At 47.0% G+C, this 25,385-nt stretch carries 25 protein-coding genes; 15 read left to right on the top strand and 10 right to left on the bottom strand.

The window, feature by feature from the left end; translation table 11 throughout:
* Window positions 1–44 precede the first annotated feature (44 nt).
* Both ACTJKB_RS03925 and ACTJKB_RS03920 read left to right on the top strand, forming a co-directional pair.
* A complete protein-coding gene (locus ACTJKB_RS03925; RefSeq protein ID WP_440831906.1) occupies window positions 45–497 on the top strand; it encodes a hypothetical protein in 453 nt (150 codons plus the stop codon).
* A 45-nt stretch (window positions 498–542) separates the two neighbouring features.
* Window positions 543–1,550, top strand: coding sequence for an HD domain-containing protein (locus ACTJKB_RS03920; RefSeq protein ID WP_440831905.1), 1,008 nt, complete (start codon window positions 543–545; stop codon window positions 1,548–1,550).
* A 21-nt stretch (window positions 1,551–1,571) separates the two neighbouring features.
* Here ACTJKB_RS03920 and ACTJKB_RS03915 read toward each other — a convergent pair whose 3' ends face one another.
* Window positions 1,572–2,435, bottom strand: a complete 864-nt coding sequence (locus ACTJKB_RS03915) for a hypothetical protein (protein ID WP_440831903.1) — start codon at window positions 2,433–2,435, stop codon at window positions 1,572–1,574.
* A gap of 227 nt (window positions 2,436–2,662) precedes the next feature.
* On the opposite strand from ACTJKB_RS03915, the gene ACTJKB_RS03910 reads away from it, so the two are divergent.
* The gene (locus tag ACTJKB_RS03910; protein ID WP_440831901.1) at window positions 2,663–3,565 is read left to right on the top strand and encodes a WD40/YVTN/BNR-like repeat-containing protein; all 903 of its coding nucleotides are present in this window, start codon (window positions 2,663–2,665) and stop codon (window positions 3,563–3,565) included.
* Here ACTJKB_RS03910 and ACTJKB_RS03905 read toward each other — a convergent pair.
* The 4 genes from ACTJKB_RS03905 to ACTJKB_RS03890 form a co-directional block, all read right to left on the bottom strand.
* A complete protein-coding gene (locus ACTJKB_RS03905) occupies window positions 3,562–4,368 on the bottom strand; it encodes an alpha/beta fold hydrolase (RefSeq protein WP_440831899.1) in 807 nt (268 codons plus the stop codon). The two genes, ACTJKB_RS03910 and ACTJKB_RS03905, sit on opposite strands and share 4 nt — an antisense overlap.
* Window positions 4,369–4,652: 284 nt before the next feature.
* The gene (locus tag ACTJKB_RS03900; RefSeq protein ID WP_440832706.1) at window positions 4,653–5,549 is read right to left on the bottom strand and encodes an alpha/beta hydrolase family protein; all 897 of its coding nucleotides are present in this window, start codon (window positions 5,547–5,549) and stop codon (window positions 4,653–4,655) included.
* A 33-nt stretch (window positions 5,550–5,582) separates the two neighbouring features.
* A complete protein-coding gene (locus ACTJKB_RS03895; RefSeq protein WP_440831898.1) occupies window positions 5,583–6,458 on the bottom strand; it encodes an AraC family transcriptional regulator in 876 nt (291 codons plus the stop codon).
* Window positions 6,459–6,568: 110 nt separating this feature from the next.
* Window positions 6,569–6,826 (bottom strand): hypothetical protein, encoded by a 258-nt coding sequence (locus tag ACTJKB_RS03890; protein WP_440831897.1) that lies wholly within the window; start codon window positions 6,824–6,826, stop codon window positions 6,569–6,571.
* 192 nt (window positions 6,827–7,018) lie between these two features.
* Between ACTJKB_RS03890 and ACTJKB_RS03885 the strand changes: the two genes are divergently transcribed.
* The 3 genes from ACTJKB_RS03885 to ACTJKB_RS03875 all read left to right on the top strand — a co-directional run bounded on the left by ACTJKB_RS03885 (window position 7,019) and on the right by ACTJKB_RS03875 (window position 8,465).
* Entirely contained in the window at window positions 7,019–7,402 is a 384-nt protein-coding gene (locus tag ACTJKB_RS03885; RefSeq protein ID WP_440831896.1) for a hypothetical protein, read from the top strand.
* Window positions 7,403–7,562: 160 nt separating this feature from the next.
* Window positions 7,563–8,060, top strand: coding sequence for a nucleoside kinase (locus tag ACTJKB_RS03880; RefSeq protein ID WP_440831894.1), 498 nt, complete (start codon window positions 7,563–7,565; stop codon window positions 8,058–8,060).
* A gap of 63 nt (window positions 8,061–8,123) precedes the next feature.
* Window positions 8,124–8,465: a hypothetical protein gene (locus ACTJKB_RS03875; protein ID WP_440831893.1), complete on the top strand. Its 342-nt coding sequence runs from the start codon at window positions 8,124–8,126 to the stop codon at window positions 8,463–8,465.
* Window positions 8,466–8,874: 409 nt separating this feature from the next.
* Here ACTJKB_RS03875 and ACTJKB_RS03870 read toward each other — a convergent pair whose 3' ends face one another.
* Complete coding sequence (locus ACTJKB_RS03870) at window positions 8,875–10,749, bottom strand: LTA synthase family protein (protein ID WP_440831892.1); 1,875 nt, start codon at window positions 10,747–10,749, stop codon at window positions 8,875–8,877.
* A 229-nt stretch (window positions 10,750–10,978) separates the two neighbouring features.
* Here ACTJKB_RS03870 and ACTJKB_RS03865 point away from each other — a divergent pair, with 229 nt between their 5' ends.
* The 5 genes from ACTJKB_RS03865 (at window position 10,979) to ACTJKB_RS03845 (ending at window position 16,099) form a co-directional block, all read left to right on the top strand.
* Window positions 10,979–11,668 carry a response regulator gene (locus ACTJKB_RS03865; RefSeq protein WP_440831890.1) on the top strand — a complete coding sequence of 230 codons (690 nt, stop codon included), beginning with the start codon at window positions 10,979–10,981 and terminating at the stop codon, window positions 11,666–11,668.
* Window positions 11,665–12,669, top strand: a complete 1,005-nt coding sequence (locus ACTJKB_RS03860; protein ID WP_440831888.1) for a sensor histidine kinase — start codon at window positions 11,665–11,667, stop codon at window positions 12,667–12,669. Before ACTJKB_RS03865 ends, ACTJKB_RS03860 begins: the two co-directional genes overlap by 4 nt.
* A 559-nt stretch (window positions 12,670–13,228) precedes the next feature.
* Window positions 13,229–13,984 carry an ABC transporter ATP-binding protein gene (locus ACTJKB_RS03855; RefSeq protein ID WP_440831886.1) on the top strand — a complete coding sequence of 252 codons (756 nt, stop codon included), beginning with the start codon at window positions 13,229–13,231 and terminating at the stop codon, window positions 13,982–13,984.
* Window positions 13,981–15,909 (top strand): FtsX-like permease family protein, encoded by a 1,929-nt coding sequence (locus ACTJKB_RS03850; protein WP_440831884.1) that lies wholly within the window; start codon window positions 13,981–13,983, stop codon window positions 15,907–15,909. The genes ACTJKB_RS03855 and ACTJKB_RS03850 overlap by 4 nt, the downstream gene beginning before the upstream one ends.
* A 31-nt stretch (window positions 15,910–15,940) precedes the next feature.
* Window positions 15,941–16,099, top strand: coding sequence for a hypothetical protein (locus ACTJKB_RS03845; protein WP_440831883.1), 159 nt, complete (start codon window positions 15,941–15,943; stop codon window positions 16,097–16,099).
* 238 nt (window positions 16,100–16,337) lie between these two features.
* On the opposite strand, the gene ACTJKB_RS03840 is transcribed toward ACTJKB_RS03845, so the two are convergent.
* Both ACTJKB_RS03840 and ACTJKB_RS03835 read right to left on the bottom strand, forming a co-directional pair.
* Window positions 16,338–17,171: a DUF6544 family protein gene (locus tag ACTJKB_RS03840; protein ID WP_440831881.1), complete on the bottom strand. Its 834-nt coding sequence runs from the start codon at window positions 17,169–17,171 to the stop codon at window positions 16,338–16,340.
* A 5-nt stretch (window positions 17,172–17,176) separates the two neighbouring features.
* A complete protein-coding gene (locus ACTJKB_RS03835; RefSeq protein ID WP_440831880.1) occupies window positions 17,177–17,644 on the bottom strand; it encodes a MarR family transcriptional regulator in 468 nt (155 codons plus the stop codon).
* 237 nt (window positions 17,645–17,881) lie between these two features.
* Here ACTJKB_RS03835 and ACTJKB_RS03830 point away from each other — a divergent pair, with 237 nt between their 5' ends.
* The 3 genes from ACTJKB_RS03830 to ACTJKB_RS03820 all read left to right on the top strand — a co-directional run bounded on the left by ACTJKB_RS03830 (window position 17,882) and on the right by ACTJKB_RS03820 (window position 21,528).
* On the top strand, window positions 17,882–19,447 hold the full coding sequence (locus ACTJKB_RS03830) for a DNA-binding protein (RefSeq protein WP_440831879.1): 1,566 nt from the start codon (window positions 17,882–17,884) through the stop codon (window positions 19,445–19,447).
* 249 nt (window positions 19,448–19,696) lie between these two features.
* The gene (locus ACTJKB_RS03825; RefSeq protein WP_440831878.1) at window positions 19,697–20,710 is read left to right on the top strand and encodes an ATP-binding cassette domain-containing protein; all 1,014 of its coding nucleotides are present in this window, start codon (window positions 19,697–19,699) and stop codon (window positions 20,708–20,710) included.
* Window positions 20,711–20,715: 5 nt separating this feature from the next.
* A complete protein-coding gene (locus ACTJKB_RS03820; RefSeq protein WP_440831877.1) occupies window positions 20,716–21,528 on the top strand; it encodes an ABC transporter permease in 813 nt (270 codons plus the stop codon).
* A 101-nt stretch (window positions 21,529–21,629) separates the two neighbouring features.
* Here the strand turns inward: ACTJKB_RS03820 and ACTJKB_RS03815 are convergent, their stop codons facing one another.
* Both ACTJKB_RS03815 and ACTJKB_RS03810 read right to left on the bottom strand, forming a co-directional pair.
* Window positions 21,630–22,640 (bottom strand): ABC transporter substrate-binding protein, encoded by a 1,011-nt coding sequence (locus ACTJKB_RS03815; RefSeq protein ID WP_440831876.1) that lies wholly within the window; start codon window positions 22,638–22,640, stop codon window positions 21,630–21,632.
* Between the two features lie 87 nt (window positions 22,641–22,727).
* Window positions 22,728–24,353, bottom strand: a complete 1,626-nt coding sequence (locus tag ACTJKB_RS03810) for a helix-turn-helix domain-containing protein (RefSeq protein ID WP_440831875.1) — start codon at window positions 24,351–24,353, stop codon at window positions 22,728–22,730.
* A 124-nt stretch (window positions 24,354–24,477) separates the two neighbouring features.
* Here ACTJKB_RS03810 and ACTJKB_RS03805 point away from each other — a divergent pair, with 124 nt between their 5' ends.
* A complete protein-coding gene (locus tag ACTJKB_RS03805; RefSeq protein WP_440831874.1) occupies window positions 24,478–25,353 on the top strand; it encodes an alpha/beta fold hydrolase in 876 nt (291 codons plus the stop codon).
* Window positions 25,354–25,385: the final 32 nt, after the last annotated feature.

Raw genomic sequence — 25,385 nt, 5'->3', positions numbered from 1 at the left:
GGATTTCAAGGTGGAATTCTTGAATCTTGGTTAGGGGGATCATCATGTTTCATCCTGTAAGCCTTATAATACCGCTGATGATATTGCTGCCCAATGTGCTATTTTTCAAATTTGAGCCTCAGAATATGCCTGGCGAGACGGCCAGAAATTTTCTTTTGACTGGGGCCGAATTCATTGGGCGAATGGGTGTGATCACCGTTCCACTTTTCTATTCCTTTCATGTGCAAAATGGTTATGAGGTCCTGGCTCTGGTAGTGATGCTGCTCTCACTGCGCATGTACTATTTTGGATGGGGAAGATATTTCAGGGATGGAAGAGTGCACAGACTGTTGTTCACACCGCTCATGGGTGTTCCTGTGCCTTTGGCCTTAAGTCCGGTCCTCTATTTTCTGTCCGCTTCAGTGATTCTGCACTCCGGCTATCTGCTTATCTTCAGCGTAATACTTGGAGCGGGACATATTCCCGCCAGTCTCAGTGATTATAAACGGAATACATAAGCTCTTTCTCGGAGCAATCAATGGAATAATATGGGGGGCAGGAGTTTGAGCCAAATCATCTATGAATACAGCGCCCAGATAACGGGCGGAAGAGAAATATGGGAACCGGTGTGGGGTCTTAGGACAAGGTTAACGAAAATCGAAGTTGCCCTGCTGCAATCATCTCCTGTACGCAGGCTGCATTTCATTCACCATAACGGCTGCAGCTACATCAATACTCAGCATGTGGCAACACGTCTGCAGCACACCATCGGTGTGTTCTCTCTAATTGCCTATATTTGTCCGGAATCGGCTGAGCTTAGGATTGCAGCGCTTCTGCATGATATCGGACACAGTCCCTTTAGCCATGTACTGGAGAAGATCGAAGGGATCGATCATCATACAAGAACCCGTGAGCTGTTATTCTCTTCTGAGATTGGTGATATCCTTGCAGGATACAATGTCGATCCAGTTGCTATAATAGATTTAATAGAAGGCAATACCGCAAGTCCTTTAAGAAATAAAGAAAACAAAGTCCATTTGGACCATCTGGATTCATGGCTGAGGAGTGCACAAATTACAGGACTCGTGCCGTCGCCGGGAATGCTCTTAGGCCAAATCACAAGGGAAGGCAATCACATCACGATGGATGTCGAGACTGCCGAAACAGTGCTGCAATGCATTCTTTCCGAGGCAAGGTTTCATTGTTCTGTAGCCAATATCGGGCCGAACGCAATTTTCAAGCATCTGGTTTCGATTCTACTTGAAGCAAATATAGTTTCAGTTGAATCACTTCTAGGAATGACGGATGCCAGAGTCCAATCGATTTTGCTTGATACCAGGCAGACTTGTGAAGAAGCGTACCGTCTTTTTTATCGCCCACATGAAATCGAGGTTACCCGCAGTGCAAGCAATCTTCCTGATAATTCACATATCGTTGTTCTAAATAAGCTCTATCTCTCAGAACCGCTAATTACCCGCCGGGCAGGATCAGTTCAATCTCTTCCGTCATATCCGCTAATGGATGAAGTTAGCTCTTTGCTGGGGACGTATTACGTTTACTGGAAGTCATAAGGAATCAAAAGGGATTAGCATCTAAATATACTCTCCAAACAGCTGAACCAGAACATCTCTGTTCACGCCAAGCTTACCTTGCCAACCAGCCCAGGGCATCTCCATATCGGAGCGGCCTTTGGTATTGCTTAATTCATGCTCACCGTTCAGGATCTCTTCAATATTCGTCCAATAACCTGGAGCCAGCGGTAGGATGGTGTTTGGGAGCACACCTAACATGGCAAGCGATTGCAGAATGCCCCTGCGTGTGCCTGCGGTTCCTTTGAGCAGCTTGGACGAAGTCAGACGTTTCTCAAACTGGCCGGGTGTTTCTTCATCTGCCGCTGCTTCAAGCATCTCTAGGAGCTGTTTGAACAGCTGAATATCTTCGTTCTTTGGGACCCCATATCCACGCTCCAATAATTCATATAATTCAGATAAATCCGTATATGCTCCTGTGGTGCTGCTGTAGGTGTTACCCAAATGAATAGCGTACCTTATCCGGGACAGGTTCTCCCATTGATCGCGATGGAACCCGCAGTACTTGCAGCACACAAAGCGTTCGGCTTGTTCATAATCATGCTCCTGCATATGGATCATCCGCTGATAACTCATGAGAGAAGAAATGCCTCTGGGGAAACTTCCGCCAACCCCCGCAATAAAAGCTCCCGTGATACGGGACCAGTCTGCACGCCCGTCCGATTGCAGAGCAATGAGTTTCCTGTTGATATCATGATGTGTAATTTCATGCGTGTCATTAGCCTTCCACCCGTACTGCTCCAGCTGCTTGCGCTCAGCAGGCTCCAGGGTCTCTGTTCGATACAAGCTAACACCGCGTTCTGCGTCATATTCGGAATTCGTATGATGATAGAGTTTCTTTAGTGCAGCCAGCATTTTTTTGTCCATTCATATAGTCCTCTCTGCGCGGAGATGTGTCTGTTCCTTGACTACTAGATTAATAGAAGTGTCCGCCGAAAGCAAAATAATGTATATCCGTGTATACCGATTGTGAGTATAAGTCGAACAGGAATATTATACAAAATAGTATTAAGAATGATAACTTTATGCCACTTTTAAAGCAGGACAATCGTTTATTGTAAGAAATATACAGGAATATAGGAGGAGGATTGGTGATGCGGAGAGGATTATTTTTGAGGAAAATCCCTTGGTTTGGAGCGTTGCTATTGATATCGTTATCGGCAATGTTTGTCTCCGGAATCAGCGAGGGCAGCAGTGTAGCGCTCAAACCAGGGACGGTATATACACGCGGTTCGGCAGGGGAGCAAGTCATTGCCTATAATGCCGGTCATTCGTATTCACTCGACAAGGATGGTCATGTGATCATTTCGTACAGCAACGGTAAATCAAAGGTCAAAGCCCCATTGACCCTGATCCCGGGCTATCGAGAAGACACGGGAATGTCCGAACATGAAACGGGTTTTTTTATCTCCATAGACAAGACAGCCATTACTTATGGAGGCTCCAGGGGAACTCCGGTTCAGGTGCTTATCTCGAACGATCAGGGGAAAACATGGAATACGTACCCAGTGACAAAAGAACTCATCGGCACGACCAAAAACATCGGATTCATTTCCAAAAATGAAGGCTGGATAGTGCTCAGCAGATTCAACGGGATGGGCAGTGAATATCATTATATCTACAAGACAAAAGATGGCGGGAAGTCTTGGAGTGAAGTGAAGGGGAACGCCAATACAGTATACGCAAGAGTATTAACCGGAGCAGGCTTTGCCAATGACAAGATATGGTTTATGGGGTTCAGATATGAAACAGACTTCCAACCGGCCATATGCTGGACACAGGACGGAGGGAAGAGCTGGACTAAGCTTCATATCAAGCTGCCCGATGGTTTTGCAGACTATAGCTTGACGCCGCTCTCTCCGGTATTCGATGGGGCAACAGGACAGTTCCCTATACAACTCAGTAAGGATGGAGCAGGTAATGTAGTGGGTACGGTCTATTTGACTAGCCATAATTACGGGAAGACGTGGAAGTACAATAAAGCAGTGTTTCGCTAGGCAAATCTGGACAGCTCCCGGTTGAATCTCTCACGTTCGTCATAAAAAAGTCCGTGGCCGCTGTTCTCAAATGGCACAAGCACCGAATTTCGTATCCCTTGATGCTGCGCCACAGCCAGCGGATACAGACATACTTGATCATGAATGCCATGAAGAATCAATGTGGGTACGTGCACTTTTGGAAGATCAACAAATAATTCTTCAGCAAGCCAGGCTCTGGAGACAGCTATCGTGGACCAGCTTGCTGCTTGCAACCCTAATTGGAAAAACCAATCCGAGAATGGCTCAGAAACCTTTTGATAGAAAAATTGTTCTCCGAAGTCGCGGAGCATCTTGGGCCGATCCTGGTAGGTTGCCTGAATGATCTGCTCAATCGCTTCTTTGGTGGTGCCATAGGGGAAACCCGGCCGCAGAATCAGACTGGGGGCGGCCGACGCAAACAGCGCAAGCTTGGAAACACCATATCCGTTGTGCCGGGCCATATACCGGATGGTTACTGCTCCCCCGGTGGAGTGCCCGGCTAATGTAATATCCCGGAGCCCCAAAGCTCCGATCACACACCGGATATCATCCGCTAACCGGTTGTAGTCGTATCCTCCCAGCGGTTTATCCGAATTACCGAATCCGCGCATGTCTATCCCGATACAACGATACCCCAGGGGCACCAGAGAATTGTATTGATATTCGAACATTTTATGGTTTGCAGGCCAGCCATGGACGAACAGAATCGTTTTTCTGCCCAGCGGATTGATATCATTGACATATACATTCACATTCGGTTCTACTCTAATCCAGTGCTCCATAAGGCATTCCTCACTTATCCTTTGTTTGGGTCTAGTTGGGATATACTATTCCGCTCACCTTATTAAGTGCCCAGTGTCAAAGGAAAATAAAGTGTTAGACTGGAAATTATCAAGACCTAAACTTAAAAAAATCAAGCAAAATAAAGGGCTCTACATATTATGCATGACTAATATGTGGGAACCCTTTATGTTTAACTATCGTCACCCATTCGCCATCCATTAAACATCATATTTCCCTCCCGATGGGTAGTGCACACTTATACGCTTGCAATACATTTCGTTTCCTAATCAGAAGTCAACAGAAACTTTACTACCTCAGTCTTCAGCGTTTCGTGAAATTGCACGCGATCAAAGCCAGGGGGGTCCTGTGAGGGGGGGAAGGCGGGTGAAATCATCGCAGCTGGGAAAGGACTCAGGAAGGAAAAGTGTCCGGCATTCTCCACCGTCCGATAGCGAATCATCCGTGGTTCGGCAACACCATTCAAGATGATTTGTGCGTGGAATGGAGGTGTGTACGGGTCTCGCTCCGCGTCCAGCATGAGAATGGGGAGACGAACGTCGCTTAATGCCCCCTCATTCCGGAACCAAACGGACGCCGGGGCCAGCAAAATCAGGGACTGAATTCGCGAATCGCGAAGGACATCTATTTGCTGAGGCTTCCCGTTTGGGCTCTCATTAGGGAAGGAGGTCGGGACGCCGCCAGCTGCTGCCAACGCGGTGTAGCCACCCATGGAATGCCCGATGACCGAGAAGCTTCCCGGCTGGATAAGCCCCTTAAACCTCTCGTCTTCAAAAAACCAGTCGGCTGCCATACGAAGATGCTGGGGTCGATGAGTGAGATTTTGGACCGTACCTTCCAAACTATTATCGTTGCGGTTATTGTGCGGATGTTCGGGCAGGCCAACGATAAAGCCGTTGCGTGCCAAATGCCGAGCAAGCGACCAGTACAGAAGCGGCGAACCGCCTGTACCGTGTGAAATGAGGACCAACCTAAACTTTCCTTCCCTCGGCGCTGCGTCTCTGGCCACTTCCAACGAGTACGGCCCTAGACGATCTGCTTGTTCCGGTACGTCTGTCGGATACATCACGATCATAGGAAAGGTCACCCTCAATGAGTTTTCTGTAATTTGTACCTCGCAGCATCCTGCGTATCCTTCATTAATGTCTGCTTCTTTGTTCATCATGATTTCTTCCTCTCCTTGAGCAATACGCTCCTAAGATGGCGAGCTAACGGGAATATATATGTCCAATACCGAATCCTCGTTCGTTGGTCCTAGATATCGTTGGTCGTAACGCGCGAACTCCGGGGCATTCGTACGAACGCTGCCTGACTGGGGTAACCACGTTTCGTAAATGTATTGGAACGTATCGTTGAGTCTCGCTAATGTCCCCTTATGAGTAAAAACCGCATAAGTTGCCGCTGGTAGCAGCTTAGCGACCATTCCCAAGAGAACCGTATTCTCCTCGCTGGTCGCCTCGACACAAGCGGTATAAGTGACTTCCCATTGCTCGCCCGTAAGTTCAATGACCGCATAAAATATGTCTTCCGTATCCGGCTTTCGCTTAATTTCATACACACGATGCCTAAAGCTCCGCCATAGCATTCCGACCTCGTCCGAATTGACACCCGGTATCGACATGCCGACCAAATGCAGATTGTCCAGGCAGACAAAAGCTGGCATTAAGGAAAAGCCCTTATGCAAATGTTGCAGCCCCACTTCATCCAAAGGAAGCTTCTCCATGGCCCGGAACAACGTGTCCTTCATGTCCCTTTGCTTACGAAATTGTCCTGGCGAGATGGAGAACATTTTCCTAAAGGCTCGGGCGAAGGATTCCTGGGACTCGAATCGGTAATGGATGGCAATATCTATGATCCTTTGGTTGGTATGAAATAAATCGTATGCCGCGTGCGTCAATCTCCGCTTGCGAATGTACTCTGAGACGGAGCATCGAGTAACTGAAAGGAAGATCCTGTGAAAATGGTAAGGCGAATAGCCGGCAGCTTCCGAAACCTTGGCGCTTAAACTCTCATCGGTCAGATGATTTTCAATATAGGAAATAGCCTTGATTACCGAATCCTTATAGTTCACATTAATGCCTCCATAGAGATATTATCACTGTACGACAGATGAAACGATCGGTTATGATATTTTTTGCGGAATGTTACTTTTCTTACCGTTCAATGAAATGCAACTAAAATTTATCGTAAATCTGAGCATAAGCCATTTTCATTTCTTCTCGTAATTCTTTGTTCTCGTTCTCCAGTGCTTTGATGGGTTTTAAAGTGAAATACATTCCCATTTTCAGCGGTGATATTCTTTTTCATAGCCAGTTCATATAATTGTATCAGAAGCCAATGCTGGTTGAATGGCCTTCCTTTGCGAGCGCCACGATAACGAATAAAAATTAACCCTTCTGGATTATTATCTTGATATTCATTATCATCATATATACCCAAGAGACTTAGAAGATGTTTCTAGTCAAGTTTCTCATTCTGCTCCGACGAATATAGATGGGTATAAACCTGTCTATATCGATATAAGGTCAAAATTATCGTACGAATAAGACTATAAGCCTTTCGTAAACGAAAATGGATTCAACTCCCACGGAAGACGATAGCTCAAATACAACCTAATATAGGAGATTGTCTATGTGCTTTTCGAAGCGTTATGTATGGATTGAAGCTGAAATATGGCCCGTAGGCTCATGGGATTGTAAGGATGATAATTCCGATGTTATTGTTGTCCTTCCGGAACGCTCCAAATGGATGGCCACCGTTTTCACTTACCAAAATATCGAGACGTTGAGGCGGAAAAATATACAAACCGGTGAATGCATGAACGGTGCTTATTTTTGGTCCAGCGATATGGTGTTGGTTGATATTATAAGTAGGGAAAGAATAGAACAACTAATCGACCATTTGATTAAACACGACAATTTCCAATCAGTCTTTAATCGATATCCTGATGTAGAAGCAGAAGACGACGAGAACTATCCTGTTGGATTTTTTATAACCGAAGAATCGTCGAGCTAACGGGAACGTTAGCTTAAACACGATAAGGCAGCCGGTCAGTAAACGCGATCAGTTGCCTTTATTCAACTAATGTGTAGGATAGTTATAATTGTTTACTACCTTATATATCGTTTGCGAGATGCTATAATTTTAAAATGAAGTGGACGGGGGGATTGCAACTATGGGAATTAAATTACCTTTATTTATCGTAACAGGCGCAAGTGGGTCAGGAAAAACATATGTAGTTCAAGAATTACGCGGAATAATGCCAAATTTCGATGTATTTGATCCTGATCATATTGTAGAGTTTATCGGACATGATTGGGAAAAAGTGCGGAATATTTGGCTTAGGGTTGCACAAAATATCGCTCAAAGTGGACGCATGACTATTATATGCGGGTCAATGATGCCTTGGGATATTGAAAAGTGTGTGGATTTTCCTTGTTTTAAGCAAGTTTATTACCTAAACCTACACTGTAACGATGAAACTCGTGAGCGTCGCTTACGCGAAAGAGATTGGTCTGTGGAAATGATTCAGGAACACAAAAACTTTGCAAAAGCATTGCTTGATATCGCTGATAAAGACTTTGACCCACCTATGCCTACTATTGATACAACGGATACTGATGTAACTTTAGTTGCATCTCAAATCAAAGAATGGGTTCTCCGGTACGTTTGAACTAATGGGGAAGTATAGCTCAACAACACATGAGGCACCAAGTGAATTCACTGGAGGGATACTTTGAGAAAGATTACAATTCTACTTCTCTTTGTTTTAACTATGACGAGTTGTGGTTTATTAGAATCTGAACATGAAAAACCAATTGAGATGGTAGCATTTGGTGCCCTATCTGATGAAGAATCGGAATTAATAACAGCAAGCCCTAAAGATTCTAATGTAAAGATAGTATCCATGAATGACGAAATAAAATCTGTAATAGATAGAAACTATGATAAAAAAGAAGTCTACTCCATTACTTTTAATCATACTGAAACTAATACTTCAGGGAACCTTATAGTTTTTATTGCTTTGGACAAAAAAACAGTTGTTGGTAAAAGTAAACAAAGCCTAAATAAAAAATAATGATTTGTTAAGCTATTAGAAAACGTTAAATCAATTCACGAATACCTTTGGTATATACTTTCAATTTTGCTGATAATAATTGGGTACGCGACTCCAGATGATAAAGTTTACGCATATTTAGATGAGCATCTTCCGAAAAGGGCAAGCCACACCTCTGGATAACACCGTTAGACGAGTAATCAAAAAATCACTTATGAGATACAGGAAACGTTAGCTCAATAAAATAGCGACAGTCTAGGACTTTATTTTTCTCGTCCTTGGCTGTCGCTGTTTATTTCCTAGGCTCAGTCTAAAACTTATTTTAGGGAGTTTGACGGTATGACTACTTTATTTTCTGCATACACCCAGAAATGCGATGGATTGCACAAAAAAAGAACCCCGCCTCGAGTTCACGAAGCGGGGTGTGCTTTTAATTGTCCTCAACTACAACTTCCCGGTCGGGCAATTGTGTGACATAGCTGTCTGACAGGTGCAGCAGCTCCAGTGCACGATTGAATTCATCTTCTGTGGCTTTTAGCGGCTGATTGCCATTACCGGATAAGGTATAGTGCTGTCCATCCTCAAACCCGCTGCCGGATAAGAAGAGCTCCTCATTATTAACAAATGACCCTGTTGGTAAATAATAACGCTGCGGAAGCAGATTATAGGCGGATTGATTCAGGATATCCTGTCCGAAATGGATATGGTTGCTAAGGGATACCCCTAATAAATTGGATACCGTCGGCAAAATATCAACCTGCCCGCCTAATTGTTCCTTCACGCTGGACGTTGTCAATCCCTTGGATGCGATAATGAGCGGAATATTAATCAGATCGCGTTCTGTATATTCATGATGCAGAATTTCCGCGAGCAAGGTTTTATCCGCTTCCTTCAGTGAGAAAATAGGGAGTCCCCGATGATCGCCGTACAACACGATTAAGCTGTTATCCCAAACCCCATTCGCCTTGAGTTCGTCAATAAATTGTCCAAGTGCGTAGTCCGCATAATTCTGTGCACGGATATAATCTCCCACGAGTGTTCCTTCGAATCGTTCCGGAAGTGTCATCTTGTATTTGCTCTCCGGAATGGAAAAAGGATTGTGAGAGGACATGGAGATTACATGTGAATAGAAAGGCTGGCTGCTCTGGTCCATTCTCGCCAGTTCATCGGATGTCTTCTTGTACAGAACTTCATCAGAAGCCCCGTAGAATACGGTGTCGTCTTCCCCGAAGAAGGCTTTGTCATAATAGCGGTCAAATCCCACTGCTTGGTAGAGCTCCCCGCGGTTCCAAAAGTCAACTGCATTGGTATGAAAAGTCGCCGTATCGTAACCTTGCGCCTGCAGCAGCTTAGGCAAGCTTGGAAGCTCCTTAGGAGCATAAATGTCGGTAGCCGGTCCATCCGGTGGAACATAAAAGGAAGTGTTCACAATAAATTCGGCATCGGATGTATTTCCTTGTCCGACTTGCTGGTAGAAACGGGGGAAGTAAAAGTTCCCGGCAGCCAGCTTATTCATATTTGGTGTAATTTCTTGTCCATCTATAGACAAATTAATCAGGAAATTCTGAAAGGACTCCATTTGAAGGATGATCAGGTTCTTTCCTTTGGCGGCACCGAACATGACCGGATGGGCTGGCGCTTGAATGCCCTTTGTTTCATCAATGGCGGATTGTGTGATTTTGGACAGCTCAATCTGTTCTTCCTTATGCTCGGCAAGCAGAGCGTAGGCTTCATAATTGAGAATACCCATTTGTTCGGCCTGAACGTTTTCATTCATGCTGGCCTGGTTCGGGAAAATATTCATCATGCAGATCGCGAAGGAAATACAGAACAAGGCGGCAACCGCTTTGCGGTTACTCTGCCGGGACATGGCTGTCTTCCAGGCGAGAGCTTTTTTCCGGCTGAACATAACCAGGCTAATGATGATGATATCCAGGAAAATCAGCATGTACTGCGGGTGGATGACCGAAAAAATACTTTTCTTAACGGCTCCAACCTGTTTGGCCTGACCGAATACCTGAGATGTGGCAATAATCCCAAAATGATTATGATAGATAATCAGAGAGAAGAACAATACCGTAATCAACAAATTCACAAGCATGTAGATGGCGATCTTCCGTTTGGTGGCAAACCATTCAATTAAGCAGAAGATAAGCAGCACAAAAGGAAGTTCTTTAAACAAGGTAGTCCAGGTTGGCCCGTCTTCGAATAAGTAGTACCAGGCAAAATAGCTTTTAGCAAGCATGATCAGAGAGAAGAAAATGATAGATCTTTTGCTGAGAGTACGAGTTTCCTTCAACCGCATTTCGTATGCGCATCCTTTTCTATATAATTAGTTCATTCTATTACATGGAAGCGTTCAAAATCAACTAGAGGGATAACCTGATTTTACATAATATGTGACTATTATTCGATAAAAACAATGGCTGAAGTATGCTGTAGAATGGAGGACGTAACCCAATCTACAGGTTCTATGTTAAAATAACCCTGGATTCTATCCCTAAGCTGCACAGATTTGAAACGAGGTGTCTCTATTGTTCAAAATTATGCTTATTGAAGACGATATCACCCTATTCGGTGAGATAAAAGAGCGGTTGTCTCAGTGGTCTTATGAGGTGCACGGCATATCCGATTTCGGAAAAGTCGTTCAGGAATTTACACTGGTCCAGCCGGAGCTGGTCATTATTGATATTCAGCTGCCGCAGTTTGACGGGTTTCATTGGTGCCGGATATTAAGGGCCCATTCCAATGTGCCGATTATTTTTCTGTCCTCCCGTGACCACCCGAGTGATATGGTCATGTCCATGCAGTTCGGAGCAGATGATTTTATACAGAAGCCGTTCCATTTCGATGTGCTTATCGCCAAAATCCAGGCCACCTTGCGCCGGGTGTATAACTATAACACCGAACGAATCGAGCTGAAGACGTGGCGGGGAGCAACGATTGAATACGTGAAGAATACTGTAACAAGAGGCCAAGACTCCGCACTGCTGACGAAGAATGAAATGCTAATCCTCAAAATCCTGATAGAGTGTAAAGACCGGATTGTAGAGCGCGAGGAGCTCATAAAAAACCTCTGGGACAACGAGCATTTTGTGAGCGACAATACGCTGACTGTGAATGTGAACCGGTTGCGTAAGAAGCTGGAGCCTCTGGGTCTGGATGCGTATATTGAAACCAAGGTGGGGCAAGGCTACATGGCGACCGAAGAGGCGGCACTATGATTAGGAAATACATAGAGGAGAAGCTTAGCTGGCTGCTCTTGCTTGGCGGGCTGCAGATCATCTTTCTATTCGTGGCCTACGTAGATTCTTCCATTCCCTTCATGCCTGTGCTGTACATTGTCGGACTGAATGTTATGGTATGTACTGTTTTTGTGTTCCTCAGATATCCTAAGGAAACCCGCTTCTATCACCGGATCGGGGCTTGGGATGAGGTCTATGATCTGAGTACCTTCAAGGGAGCGGACAGTCCGTTCGAGAGGATGGTCGAGGAAGCAGTGACTGCCCAAACCGAACGCTACAGGCTAGAATCTTCAGCGAATTTCCATCTGCTGGAGCAGGAGAAAGACGATCTGCTGTCCTGGATTCATGAGGTCAAAACCCCGCTTACAGCCATGCAGCTCATGATCGAAAGGCTTCCGGACGAAACGCTAAAGCGGCAAATTATGTACGAATGGCTGAGAATTCACCACTTGCTTGACCAGCAGCTTCATCAGAAACGGATTCCGTTCATGCATAATGATCTGTATATCGAGAAGACCCGGCTTGAACCGATCCTCAATCAAGAGATCCGGGCGCTGAAATCATGGTGTATTCCCAAAGGAATAGGGTTTGACGTTGAACTTACTGCAGAAGAAGTGCTCACTGACGGCAAATGGCTTGGTTTTATGCTTAGACAATTGTTGACAAATGCTGTGAAATATAGCGAATATTCCGATATCCTCATTCAGAGCAGGGAAGCTGGAGGACATGTCGTGTTGACCATCCAGGATCACGGAAGAGGGATTGACCCCAAAGACTTGCCGCGTATTTATGATAAAGGCTTCACTTCCACGACCGGCCGCCAGGAAGGAGCGGCCACAGGCATGGGGCTCTATTTGACGAAACAGGCGGCGGAGCCGCTGCAGATCGATATTCAGGCAGCATCCCAACCCGGGGAAGGTACTACCTTTACGTTAACGTTTCCACGCAAAAATGACTTTTTGAGTATTTCGGGCATGTGACAACAATGTCACATGCCTCTTTGTTTTGTTAGGTGAAACGCAGGAAAACAGAAAGCGATCCGCTTATGATAGAACTATAGAGATCAGACATAGTGAAACATCAGAAGATCAAGGGGTGTCGGGTTTTGATTGCTTTTAACGATCTGACATAGTAGAACATCAGAAAATCAAGGAGGTTTGATCTTATCTTTTTAAAGATCTGACATAGTACAACATCAGAAGATCAGGGGGTCTTGTACTTCGTCTTTTGATCTTAATCTTTTGATCTTAATCTTTTGATCTTAATCTTTTGATCTTAATCTTTTGATCTTAATCTTTACCCCGTATCCAGGTGCCGCTGCAGTTAAGCGTGTCCCGCAGGGACGGCAAGCGTTCCTACTCCCCACATTCCCAAGTCCAGCCAGTCTGAACACCTACGCTACTTGCTCTTAGCCGGGTGTCCAGAGGGCAGAGCCCTTGGGGCCCTCCCTTGGCTAAGGGAGGGTTTGGGAGGGATCGAAACGATTTAGGGATCGAAACGATTTAGAAATCGTAATTTTATATGAGGAGTGCACAGAACATGATGATTCTAGAAGCTAACAAAATTTATAAGACGTATGGTAACAAATTCAACAAACAGGAGGTGCTGAAGGGGATTGACCTTCAAGTCAGCAAAGGTGAATTCGTCGGCATCATGGGGGCATCCGGTTCAGGCAAAACAACACTGCTGAATGTCCTGTCCTCCATTGACCAGGTGAGTCAGGGGACAATTGAAATTGAAGGCAAGGAATTTACGGGCATGAAGGAGAAACAACTGGCCGAATTCCGTAAACAGCATTTGGGATTTATTTTTCAGGAATATAACCTGCTGGACACGCTAACGGTCAAAGAAAACGTGCTGTTGCCGCTCTCCATTACAGGCATTTCCAAGAAAGAGGCCCATCAGAAGTTTGAACAAGTGGCCGGTGAGCTGGGCATCTATGAATTGAAAGACAAATACCCGGCGGAAATCTCCGGCGGACAGAAGCAACGGACATCGGCGGCACGGGCGTTTATACATGATCCGAGCATTATATTTGCCGATGAGCCAACAGGTGCGCTTGATTCCAAATCAGCTTCCGACCTGCTGAACAAGCTTGCCGACATGAACACGAAGCGCCAGGCGACGATCGTAATGGTCACGCATGATGCGGTTGCCGCCAGCTACTGCAGCCGGGTGGTGTTTATCCGGGACGGGCAAATTTACACGCAACTGAACAAAGGCGATGAAGCCCGGCAGTCCTTTTTCAACGACATCATCAAGACCACGAGTGTATTGGGCGGTGTTCAGCAATGAGCCTGAACTACATCATCCTGCGCAATTTGAAGAAAAACATCAAAAACTATTATCTGTACGTCTTCGCGCTTATCTTCGGGGTGGCGCTGTACTTCTCCTTTGTTACGCTTCAGTATGACCCGTCCATGGGTGAACTCAAAGGAACGGTAAAAGGAGGAGCAGCCATTGGTGCATCCTCGGTGCTGCTAGTCGCGATTGTTGCGATTTTCCTGCTGTATGCCAATACGATCTTCATTAAACGGCGCAGCCGTGAGATTGGGCTGTTTCAATTGATTGGATTAACGAAAGGAAGAATCTTCAAACTACTGAGCGCGGAGAACCTGATCCTCTATTTCGGTTCCATGATTATCGGGATTGGTGCCGGGTTCGCGATGTCGCGGCTGATTCTGATGATTTTGTTCAAAATCCTGGCAATTGAAGCCGTGGCCAAGCTCCGCTTCTCTCCTGAGGCGCTGCAGCAGACCATAATCGTCTTTGCCGCAGTTTACCTGCTCATCATGCTCATGAACTACATGTTCATCAAAAGGCAGAGCATTCTCTCCCTGTTCAAGGCTACTTCCACCACACAGGAGCGCATTCGAAAAATGCCGCTGTGGGAGATTGTCTTTGGCCTGCTTGGCCTCGCCTTTATCGCGTCAGGGTATTATTTGTCCACTCTGCTCTTCAGCGGGAAAATAAACAGCATGAACGGACTGATGACCTCGATGATTCTCATCCTGGGTCTGGTTATTGTCGGCACGTATCTGTTCTATAAAGGCTCAGTCAGCTTCGTATTCAACGCAATCCGCAAGAGTAAAAAAGGTTACCTCTCCATCAATGAAGTACTTTCGCTCTCGTCTATTATGTTCCGTATGAAGTCGAATGCGCTGCTGCTGACGATCATTACAACGGTATCCGCGCTGGCTATCGGTCTGCTGTCGCTCAGCTATATCTCTTATTATTCGGCGGAAGCGAACGCCAAGGATAGCTCGCCTAACGATTTTGGGTTTGCCCGGGTGGAGGCCAAGGAGAAGTTTGTACAGGCACTGGATGCGGCGCAAATCAAATACAAAGAAATTCATATGCAGCCCGTGGAGATGGAAGTCGATGCTGCGAAAATTATGGAGAAGGATTCCAAAGACACGGTTCTTTCTACTTCCGTAGTCAGCGACAGCACTGTAGAAGGGGTAGATGTAAAGCCTGGCGAAGCCCGAATTATGGGGTACAACAGAGCTATGGATTCGCTTTTTAAATTGAATGAAACCGGCGAGATTGGCCTTAAGACTTTGAAAGGGACGATTAAGCAGAAGCTTATAGGCATATCCAAGGAATCTATTGTGCCCTATTATTACGGTGGAGGCGCTGGCATATTTGTTGTCGATGAGACGGTCTACCAGGAGCTGGTTAAGAGCCTGAATCCCAAGCTGCAAAAAGCAAAAGAAAAAGCGAATTACTACGGGATTGAGCTTGCTAACCGCTCGCAAATAGAAAAGGCAAATCAAATTTTTACGAATCAGTCACCCGAGGATCCAAGCTTTTCGCAGTATGATTTCGAAATCAAACAGCGCAACAATATGGGCGTTATTATGTTTATTGTCGGCTTCTTGGGCTTAACCTTCCTGGTTACTTCAGGCTGCATTCTGTACTTCAAGCAAATGGATGAAGGGGAGGAAGAGAAAGCGGGCTACACCATTCTGCGGAAACTGGGCTTTACCCAAGGGGACCTCTTGCGCGGCATCCAGTTCAAGCAGTTGTTCAACTTCGGGATTCCGCTGGTCGTTGGCCTGAGCCATAGCTACTTTGCCGTCAAGTCCGGCTGGTTTTTTTTCGGCACAGAAATGCTCACACCGACGATCCTGGTTATGCTGCTATACACGGCGCTGTATTCAATTTTCGGCTTCCTGTCGGTGCTGTATTATAAAAGAGTGATCCGCGAGTCGTTGTGACCAAATAAGCAGAAAGTAAAGGTGGGTGCAAGTGGCTTGTGTTGCTGATGATTTCCTGAATGATTGGTGGGGCGATTTGATTATGTTAAAAGATAAACAATCTAAATCATCATCTGAATTGATAGATTTAATGAGATTGTTGAGACAGGCCATTGAAGAAAAGAAATATGTTATTCATTATGGGGTTTGAGTGTCTATTATTACAGGAGGCTGACTCATAAGTAGCTATTCCTACACAAAGACAGGAGTTTATCATCTTAAATGTGTAAAAGGCAGCAAAACAGCGATCCTCCGGTATTGAAGGATCGCTGTTTTGTGTTTTTGGTCGTTTGCAGCTTGCTCCAGCAGATTGTGGGCAAGCCAAAGCCATCCGACTCCAGCGTCACTTTTTCCCTGCTGCGAAGCAGATCAGCCGCGAGGCATTGCGTTCAACGATACTTCATCTGAACATTCCGGCTGTCAAAATAGACGAGATCCCCACTGTCATAATGCCACACAGCCTGCAGGTGTGTAGGTTGTCTAATACCGTCAATCCACTTGTAATCCTTCATTAGGGCGGACCAGCGCACACGCTGCTTGGAGCCGTCCATTCCAATGGCGGTGCGGTCGTTTGTTGTAAAAGATTGGCATTCCCCCTGGTCGTTAAAGCTGAATATTCCGCCCGCTGTAATCCCATAACACGAAATGATCGCCTGCGCATGATGATCGTCAATGGGAATCCAGGTAATGTAGTCCTGTAGAATAGCACTCGGCACCCAGAGAGATTCTGACAAAAAGGTAACCAGACTCGCCTGATCCATCTCCACGCCTAGTTGGTTAAAGAGAGTGAATGTCTTGCCCAGGACGCCCTTCATACTGCCGGTACCCTCTACATAGGAATCAAGGCCCTGAAAAGGGATGCCGTACATAGCTGTCTCAATCAGAGCGATTCTGACGGGATGCTGAACGAAGTTGTACTGCGTATATTTTATGGGAATAGCAGGTTTTTTGGGCGACAGGATAAACTCAACTTGGTTAAATACGGCTTCCATCGAGGACATTTTCGGCATGCCGGTAAATCCGCTGGTCTCAAAATACTTCCGGACAGGGGGAGGAAGCAGCTTCCAGTCTTCACTTGTAAACGTCTCGTTCGGAATGGAAGGTTTGACGAGGTACTTGTCTGCGATCCTCCGGAATTCTGCTTTGGTTCTGGAGTAGGGAATCTTGAAAAAAACAATCAGGGCAGCTGCGGTGCCAGCCAGAATAACCAATAAAAGGGCCATATGTTCTACACCTCTCTGTCTTCGTATGAGTCTGCTTCCATTTGGGCAATGTTCTCTGTGAGCCGGGTCAAGCCGTAGAATAAGCCTTCGGTTAGTCTGTAATCGAATGACTGGAATAGTGAATCCATGAAACGGGCTTCCCGATCGCTTCTCTCCGCAAAATAGGCTCCACATTTCCCGGTCAACTGCAGCCGGAGGATACGGGCATCTTTGTTATCTTTTGTAAGCGTAACGAACCCCTGCTTCTCAAGCAAAAGGGCCATCTTCTTTACATTTTGCCGCGAACTGCCGATCATCTCCGCAACATCACTTAAGGTGGGGGAGGATGAACCACTCTTCAGGATGACTGCAATCAGCAGCCACTGCTTCATGGTCATTTGATCGTCCAATTTATCTCCCAGTACCTGAAGGCGGTTGGCAAGTGTCAGCACAGCACCCAAAATGTAAGCCTGCTCATCCTTTTCATCCAACATACTCAGCTCCTCTTTATTAAATAGGTAACCTATTACATATATATTATACGCAACAGATTACCTATTTGTCGATAGCTGATGTTGGCTCAGTCATCCCGCCGGTTTGTCATCCTTTGAATAAAATTGTTTTAAAATTGTAAAAAATAGCAAATAGTACTTCTGTTCCAAATTTTACTATGATATTCTATTGTCAGCCGTAATGGCCTCAATCCTATGAAGAGAATGGAGGAATGAAGAATGTTTCCAAGCTTTCCGCGTCTGCGTAAAACCTGGACATGCCTGTCGATTGCCGCAATGCTGGCGTCTGCTGTAATCATCCCTGTCCCCCTGGTTCAAGCCGAAGGGGCATCTGATCCGGCTCCCAGCATTACCCCCACCACCGCGAACGGCAAGAAGGTATTGTTCGATAACACGCATGCCCAGACTGCCGGTGCGGCCGATTGGGTTATTGATGGCGGCTTTTCGGATTTTGCGAACGGCCTGGCAGCCGAAGGATACTACATTAAAGAGCTTCGCAAGACTACTGCGATCACCTTGTCCGATCTGTCTGGCTACGACGTATTCATCATTCCGGAAGCCAATATCCCGTACAAGACGTCCGAGCAGAGTGCACTGCTTGACTATGTTCAAGGCGGGGGGAGCATTTTCTTCATCAGCGATCATTACAATGCAGACCGGAACAAAAACCGCTTCGACGCCTCCGAGGTCTTCAACGGCTACCGGCGGGGAGCTTGGGGAAGTCCTGCTCTAGGTATGGGGGCGGAGGAAGCTGCTTCACCGGCGATGTCTGGAGTTTCGAGCTCGGATTGGTTGGCTTCCAACTTCGGTGTGAGATTCCGTTATAACGCACTGGGCGATGTGTCGGCAAACCATATCGTGACTCCTTCGCAAGCCTTCAATATTACAAGCGGGGTATCCAGCGTGACTGTTCACGCCGGTTCCACACTTGCCATCACAGACCCGGCGAAGGCAAAGGGAATTGTCTATGTTCCGGCAACGGCTACCGCTTGGTCCAGCGCAGTGGATGCCGGTGTGTATAACGGCGGCGGTGTCGCGGAAGGGCCCTTTGTTGCGGTAGCCAAGGTTAGCGCAGGTAAAGCGGGCTTTATAGGCGACTCCTCTCCGGTAGAGGATGCCACGCCTAAATACAAAAAAGAAGAGACGGGCGGCACTAAAACAACCTATGATGGCTATGAGGAGGCGGATGACGCCACACTTTTGGTCAACATGGTGAACTGGCTCGCTACACCGGAGAGCTATACGACATTCTCCGCAGTTCCGGGCCTAACCTTGGATACGGCCACTCCGGTATACAGCTGGGAAGCGCCCGCCAGTTCCACGGAGCCGCAGGCTGAACCTTGGGCATCTCCGGCTGCCGGCTACAAATGGTATGATTCTTCCACTTTCAAGACCGGTTCTTACGGTGCCGGCTCCACTTCTCCAACAACACCTTTATATGCATTCGAACATCAGGCAACGCTTCCTAATCATTATGAGTTCGAGGTGAAAGTGACACTCTCCGGTCTGACACCGGGCTCGACGACCTCCGGATATAGCCTTGGGGTGTATACCAGTTCAGGTACACAAGTCGCAAAGGTGAAGAACAGTGACGGTTCGTGGCCGTCAGCGTATGGCTATAGCTCAACCTTTTCGCTAACGGCCAATTCAAGCGGTATTGCCACCAGAAGTTTAACCCTAACAATCAATCCAGCTACCACCGGTGCAGCCAATATGCGCTTGAGATTAAGCGGTACTGCAAAATTTACCGAACCGGTGAACATAGCAAATGTACCTGTCGAGTAATAGCAAACCGTATGAATAAATATATGGCTTGGGTTTAAGGCGAAATGCCTTTTCCCAGGCCTTTTTAATAATGAAGTGGTTGCTTTCTACATCCGGAGACTGAGGGATAAATGCGTTTGGAGACCGTTAAGCTGCTTACCCGTTGGCGTTATAATGAAGCGGCACAGAAGGAATACATAACATGTTTATATTCAGTTTAAATAAGCGATTTATGATCCAACTATATTAGTTGTCAAGGAGGAGTAACAAATGAGTCAACTTAAGGCAGCAACCCCGAAGAAAGAATGGGCCATCGAGGCAGAGCGGCTTGTCAAAATTTTCGGGGACAATCGCGCAGTAGATGGTGTGGATCTTAAAGTAGCCACAGGTTCAATATATGGCGTACTGGGTCCGAATGGGGCAGGTAAGACTACAGTAATCCGGATGCTGGCGACGCTGCTGAGGCCTGATGGCGGATCCGCCAGGGTTTTCGGGCATGATGTGGTGAAGGAGCCGCAGATTGTGCGTCAGCTGATTGGCGTGACCGGACAATATGCTTCTGTAGATGAATCGCTCAGTGCCACTGAGAATCTGGTGATTTTCTCCCGGTTGCTCGGTCTGGGACGTGCCGAGGCACGGCGCAAGTCCGAGGAGCTGCTCGAGGAATTTGGATTAACGGAGGCTGCCAGACGTCCGCTTAAAAACTTCTCGGGCGGAATGCGCCGCCGGCTGGATTTGGCTGCAAGTTTGATTGCGCAGCCGCCGCTCATTTTCCTGGATGAACCGACGACCGGTCTGGACCCGCGCACACGGAATCAGATGTGGGATACCATCCGGCGGTTGATTCAGTCCGGTTCAACGGTTCTGTTAACCACACAATATCTTGAAGAGGCGGATCAGCTGGCAGACCGGATCGCTGTAATCGACCATGGCCGGGTAGTCGCTGAGGGTACCGTAGATGAGCTGAAATCATCTGTCGGTACTTCGTCCCTGCAGTTAAAAGTTCAGAATCCGCTTGACATCGGCTTTGCACGCCAGACTGTTGAACGGGTGCTGAATGTAAAAACCATTATATCAGCGGAATCTGCGAACATTACTGCACCTATGGGGGATGCGGACCGGGTCACCGATCTGCTGATTGCTCTCCGTGAAGCGGGGATTTCTTTGGCTGAGCTTAGTGTACAGAAGCCAACGCTAGACGAGGTTTTTCTGAGTATTACGGGGCATGGGGTAGAAGAGAAATCCACGTTGGCATCCGCCAAGTCAAACCAAATGGAGGGGTAAACAGTATGAGTACATTCATTAAGCCAGGCGCTGAACGCCAGCTCAAAAACCACACGAGCTTCGGCCAATCGGTGCGGAATTCATTAACGATGGCCTATCGGGGGCTGCTCAAAATCAAACGCACCCCTGAACAATTATTCGATGTTACGCTTCAGCCGATTATTTTCACCCTGATGTTTACGTATATCTTTGGAGGAGCGATCTCCGGGGATATCCACAATTATTTGCCGGTGATCATCCCCGGAATTCTCGTGCAGACCGTAATCACTACTTCGATTGTGACAGGCGTACAGCTGCGTGAGGATATGGAAAAGGGCGTCTTTGACCGCTTCAAGTCTCTGCCAATTTCACGGATAGCCCCGCTTGCCGGAGCCTTGCTTGCAGACACAGTCCGCTATACGATAGCGACTGTGCTTACGTTTGCGATGGGATATGTGATGGGACTTCGTCCTGAAGGCGGATTCGGGCATGTTGTCATGGCCGGTGTGCTGGTAATTATCTGCTCCTGGGCCATCAGCTGGATCTTTGCTTTCTTCGGTGTTATCGCACGTACAGCCTCCAGTGTTCAGGGGATATCCATGATCGTGCTATTCCCGCTGACCTTCCTGTCGAATGCTTTTGTGCCGGTGGACACGATGCCGGACTGGCTTCAATGGTTCGTCAAAATGAACCCGATATCGCATCTGGTGACAGCCGTCCGTAATCTGGTCAACTTAGGAACCATGGGCTCGGATCTGGTCTACTCCCTCATCGGAGCCGCTGTCATTGTGGCGGTCTTTGCGCCCATCACCGTGCGGGCATATATGCGGCGTACCTAATCAAAATATCTTCCGGGTATACCTTTACGGTAAATATCGCAAAAGAGCCATTTTCCTGAGTTAGGAAAATGGCTCTTTTGGTGTTCATAGAATGACTTGCATTATTTTTGTCCGGCGGTGAGCCAAGCCGCAAGCTCTTCCGTTTGGGAAAGAACGGCAATGGGATCATAATACCAGGATGTTCCTTCCTTCCAGACATAAATATGATTATTTTTGACCGCAGGCAGGCTGCCCCAGATCGGATCATCCTTGTAGTCCTGCACGGTTTGTTCGTTGTCGGTTACGATGAGGTAATCCCCTGCATATTTGTTAAGCATCTCAGCAGAAATTTCAGCCCACTGCTTCTCCATGATTTCCTTAGCAACTCCAGTAGGAGGTTTGCGGCCCAGCGCCTGATAGACAGGCTGTCCACCGCGTCCAAAGTTGTCTCCATAAGCCCAAGTGGCTTTATCGCCATGCTCGAGAATGCTGAAGGTAGCATCAGTAGGGATAGCTGCGTCCACCTTGGCTTTGGCTTCAGCAATACGTTTGTCGAATTGAGCCAGCCAGTCCTTGGCTTCTTGCTCTTTACCCAGCAGCTCTCCGAAATAAGTTAACTCTTCATGGGCATTTTTTAGATCCCCATAAGGCACGATGATGGTAGGAGCAATTTGGCTTAAAGCCTCATAGCTGTCGGCCATACCGGAAATAATCAGATCGGGTTCAAGTTCGAGGATCTTTTCGGGTGACATTTTCCCGTAGGTTCCGGTATCGGCTATGCCGGCAAGGGCTTCTTTGAAGTACATATTCTCCAGTGTCAGGCCGGGAGCGCCGACAGGAATAGTATCCAGGGCAATCAGGCTGCCCAGGTATTCCTCGGCAACGATGCGTTTAGGTTCAACCGGGATTTTAATCTCCCCGTTTATGGTTGTAACCGTTTTGAATGCAGCGGGTTCCACCGTCTGCTCCGGTTGCTGCGAAGCCGGAGGGGCTTCGGTGGCGCTTCCTGTATTAGCGGCACTTCCCTTGGAAGTGTTGTCTCCACAGGCTGAAGCCAATAAGGTCATTGCCAGCAGCAGGGAAAAGATGAGCCAATGTTTTTGTTTCGCGCTGCGTTGTTGCAGGTTATTCAACTTGTGTGCCTCCTTATGTACAATGATTATCATTCTCATTTATACTTTACAGACTTCACCCGGTGAAGACTATGGTCTGATGTGATCTCACCTCATGTAAATTTGTGATGTGATCGTCTGCATAATCATTTTCAATTGCGCCAGCGAGGATAAGGGATCGAAGCCGTAGAATAATTCCGGCTGGTTCAGTTGATAGACATGGCCATTTTGAACTGCGTCAAGCTCCTTCCAGCTTGAGGAGTGCAGCAGCGCTGAGAACCGCTCCAGTCCTTCACTTGTTGAGGGAATACTGGTAATGAATATATGTTCTGCAGGATAAGCAGCGATATTCTGGGTGGGTGACTTCAAATAACCGCTATGGAGCAGGCCTTGCTCCAGCAGGGCAGCAGGCGGGCGGAAACCCAAATCACCATATAGGATCTGACATCCATGCCCAAAGCTGCTGCTGTAGGAATAAGCGGTATCTTCGCCAATTTCCCAGACGATGGCTGTGCCCCGCGCTCCGAGCAGCCGGTCCAACTCCAGATTGGCGGTATGACACAGCTCACCGTAGCGGCTCAGCCAGGCCTCAGCCTGCGGCTCGCGGTTTGCAATAGCGGCGATCTGCCGGAATTGCTCCCGCCAGCCCATACGCATAAAAGGCAGCTCAATTACCGGTGCTACCGGCAGCAGCAGCTTGCTCTCAGCGGTAAGGCTATAGCTGATGATAACATCGGGCCGTGCTGCGACTACTGATTGGTATAGCGAAGCGGAGCTTGTCTCTTCAAACCGCAATTTATACCGGGAAGGGGCAAGCTCAAGATGCTCCATCCAGCCTGAATACACACCCAGTTCAGGCATGACTTCTAACGCTCTTAGACTCGCGGTGTGATTGAAGTTCAGAGCAACAATTCTTTTGTTCTTGCGGTGGTAGGCTGCCGGAGATACGCCGACCACCTGCTTGAATTTCCTGCTTAAATAGGTTCCTTCGCCATAGCCAACTTCCAGTGCCAGTGCGGTCAAATTCGGTCTGTCTGTCAGAATGAGCTGCTGTGCCCTGCGGATCCGAAGTAAAGTAAGATATTTATTAAAGGTTTGACCCGTGGCCTTGCGGAAGGTGCGTGAGAAATGTTCCGGACTGACCCCGGCTAGTTCTGCCATCTGTACTCTTGTCAGATCTTCGTTATAATGCGTTTCTATATGTTGCAGTACTTGATCAAGCCATTGCACGGATGCTTGGGCACATTCCACTTTTGTGCGGTACAGCTCTACCAGAAGCTCCGAGAACAGCTTCTGTAAGTCGAACGGTTTATCCTGTGCCGGCGCTTCCCAGGTTTTTAGCAGTTCTGAAGCCAGTGTACAAGCTTTTGAGCTGCCTGCATTCAAAGGTATGCCGTTGTTCAAGGGATTGGCCCCGGCTGGCTGCGGAGGCAAGGTGGAGTATTCAATCCATAACCCATGAAGCTGGTATTGTGGATGTAAGGAAATGCTTAGCGAGCTGGAGCAGCACAGCAAGGTTCCGCAAGCAATGTTATGCGGTTTCCCTTCAAGCTCAATCGTGCCGTTCCCGCCGGTTACAATCATCAAAATAGAATGCTGTTGCCCGGTAGAGGGTTCTCCACTGACGGATAATCCGTTAAGATTTGCCAATCGCGTGGGGATATAGAAGCTATGGGGATGAGCGATGGAGCTGTCACAACGCTGAGTGAGCATATGTACGTTCACTACCTTCATATTTGATAATCGTTCTCAATTGCAGTATAACAGTTTTTATACTTAACTCAACTTTCACACTGAATCTGATAGAATCCATAGGGTATAATGAAGTGAATGATTTTACATATTGGAGGCAAAGTACATGCTAGAGGAACTAATAGACTTAGGGCACATAGGTATCAATGTGAAATACGTAATTGAACAGAAGGAAGCCGTTCTCTTTCTCCACTTTAGCGGCGGGAATTTGAACATGTGGGATGGTATCATCCCGCAGTTTGAGCAGGAATATAGTATCATTGCTCCGGACTGCCGGGGGCATGGCAAATCAGATAAACCTGAAACAGGCTATCATATTGATGATATGGCTAATGATATGTATATCCTGCTGCAGCATCTTAATGTGGAGCATTGTCATGTTGTCGGCAGCTCCATGGGGGCGGAGGTGGGACTTAGTCTGGCTGCATCACATCCCGAGCTTGTTCAATCCCTTATCTGTGAAGGTGCTATGTATAATGAGTTTGGTGAGTATGGTCTATTTAAGGGTTCAGAAGAAGAAATTGAACAGAAGAAGGAAGCCCTGCGGGCCCAATTGGCACAGCGGGAAGAACGTGAATTTACCACTAGAGAAGCCTATGAGGAAGAAGAACGGATGGAACTCGAGGCGGACGGATTGTGGAACGAATACTTCTCGGCTTTTATCAAAAATAATCTGCAGCAGCTGCCGAACGGTAATTTTACCTATTGTTTTTTAAATCGGGTTAGAACTGAATATGTTCAAAAATACTGGGATGTAAAATTTGAACACTATTACAACAAGGTGAAGTGTCCGGTTCTTTTCCTGCCGAGCGAAGGAGAGTGGGCAGATGAGAACATGAGAAGCAGTCTGCATACATTTGCCCGTCTAGTTGATACCTATGAAATTGAACGTATCGAGAACTCCCTCCATGCTTATGTGTGGATGCAGCTTCCGGCGGCAGCAGGTGACGCAGCAAAGAGATTCATCAGGAAACACAAATGAAAATTCACTTTACATAGGTGAGAATGATCCAT

Source organism: Paenibacillus sp. 22594, from assembly GCF_052044425.1.
GTDB lineage: Bacteria > Bacillota > Bacilli > Paenibacillales > Paenibacillaceae > Paenibacillus_AQ.
The sequence above is the reverse complement of the archived record's forward strand: the minus strand, read 5'-3'. Positions and strand labels throughout refer to the sequence as shown.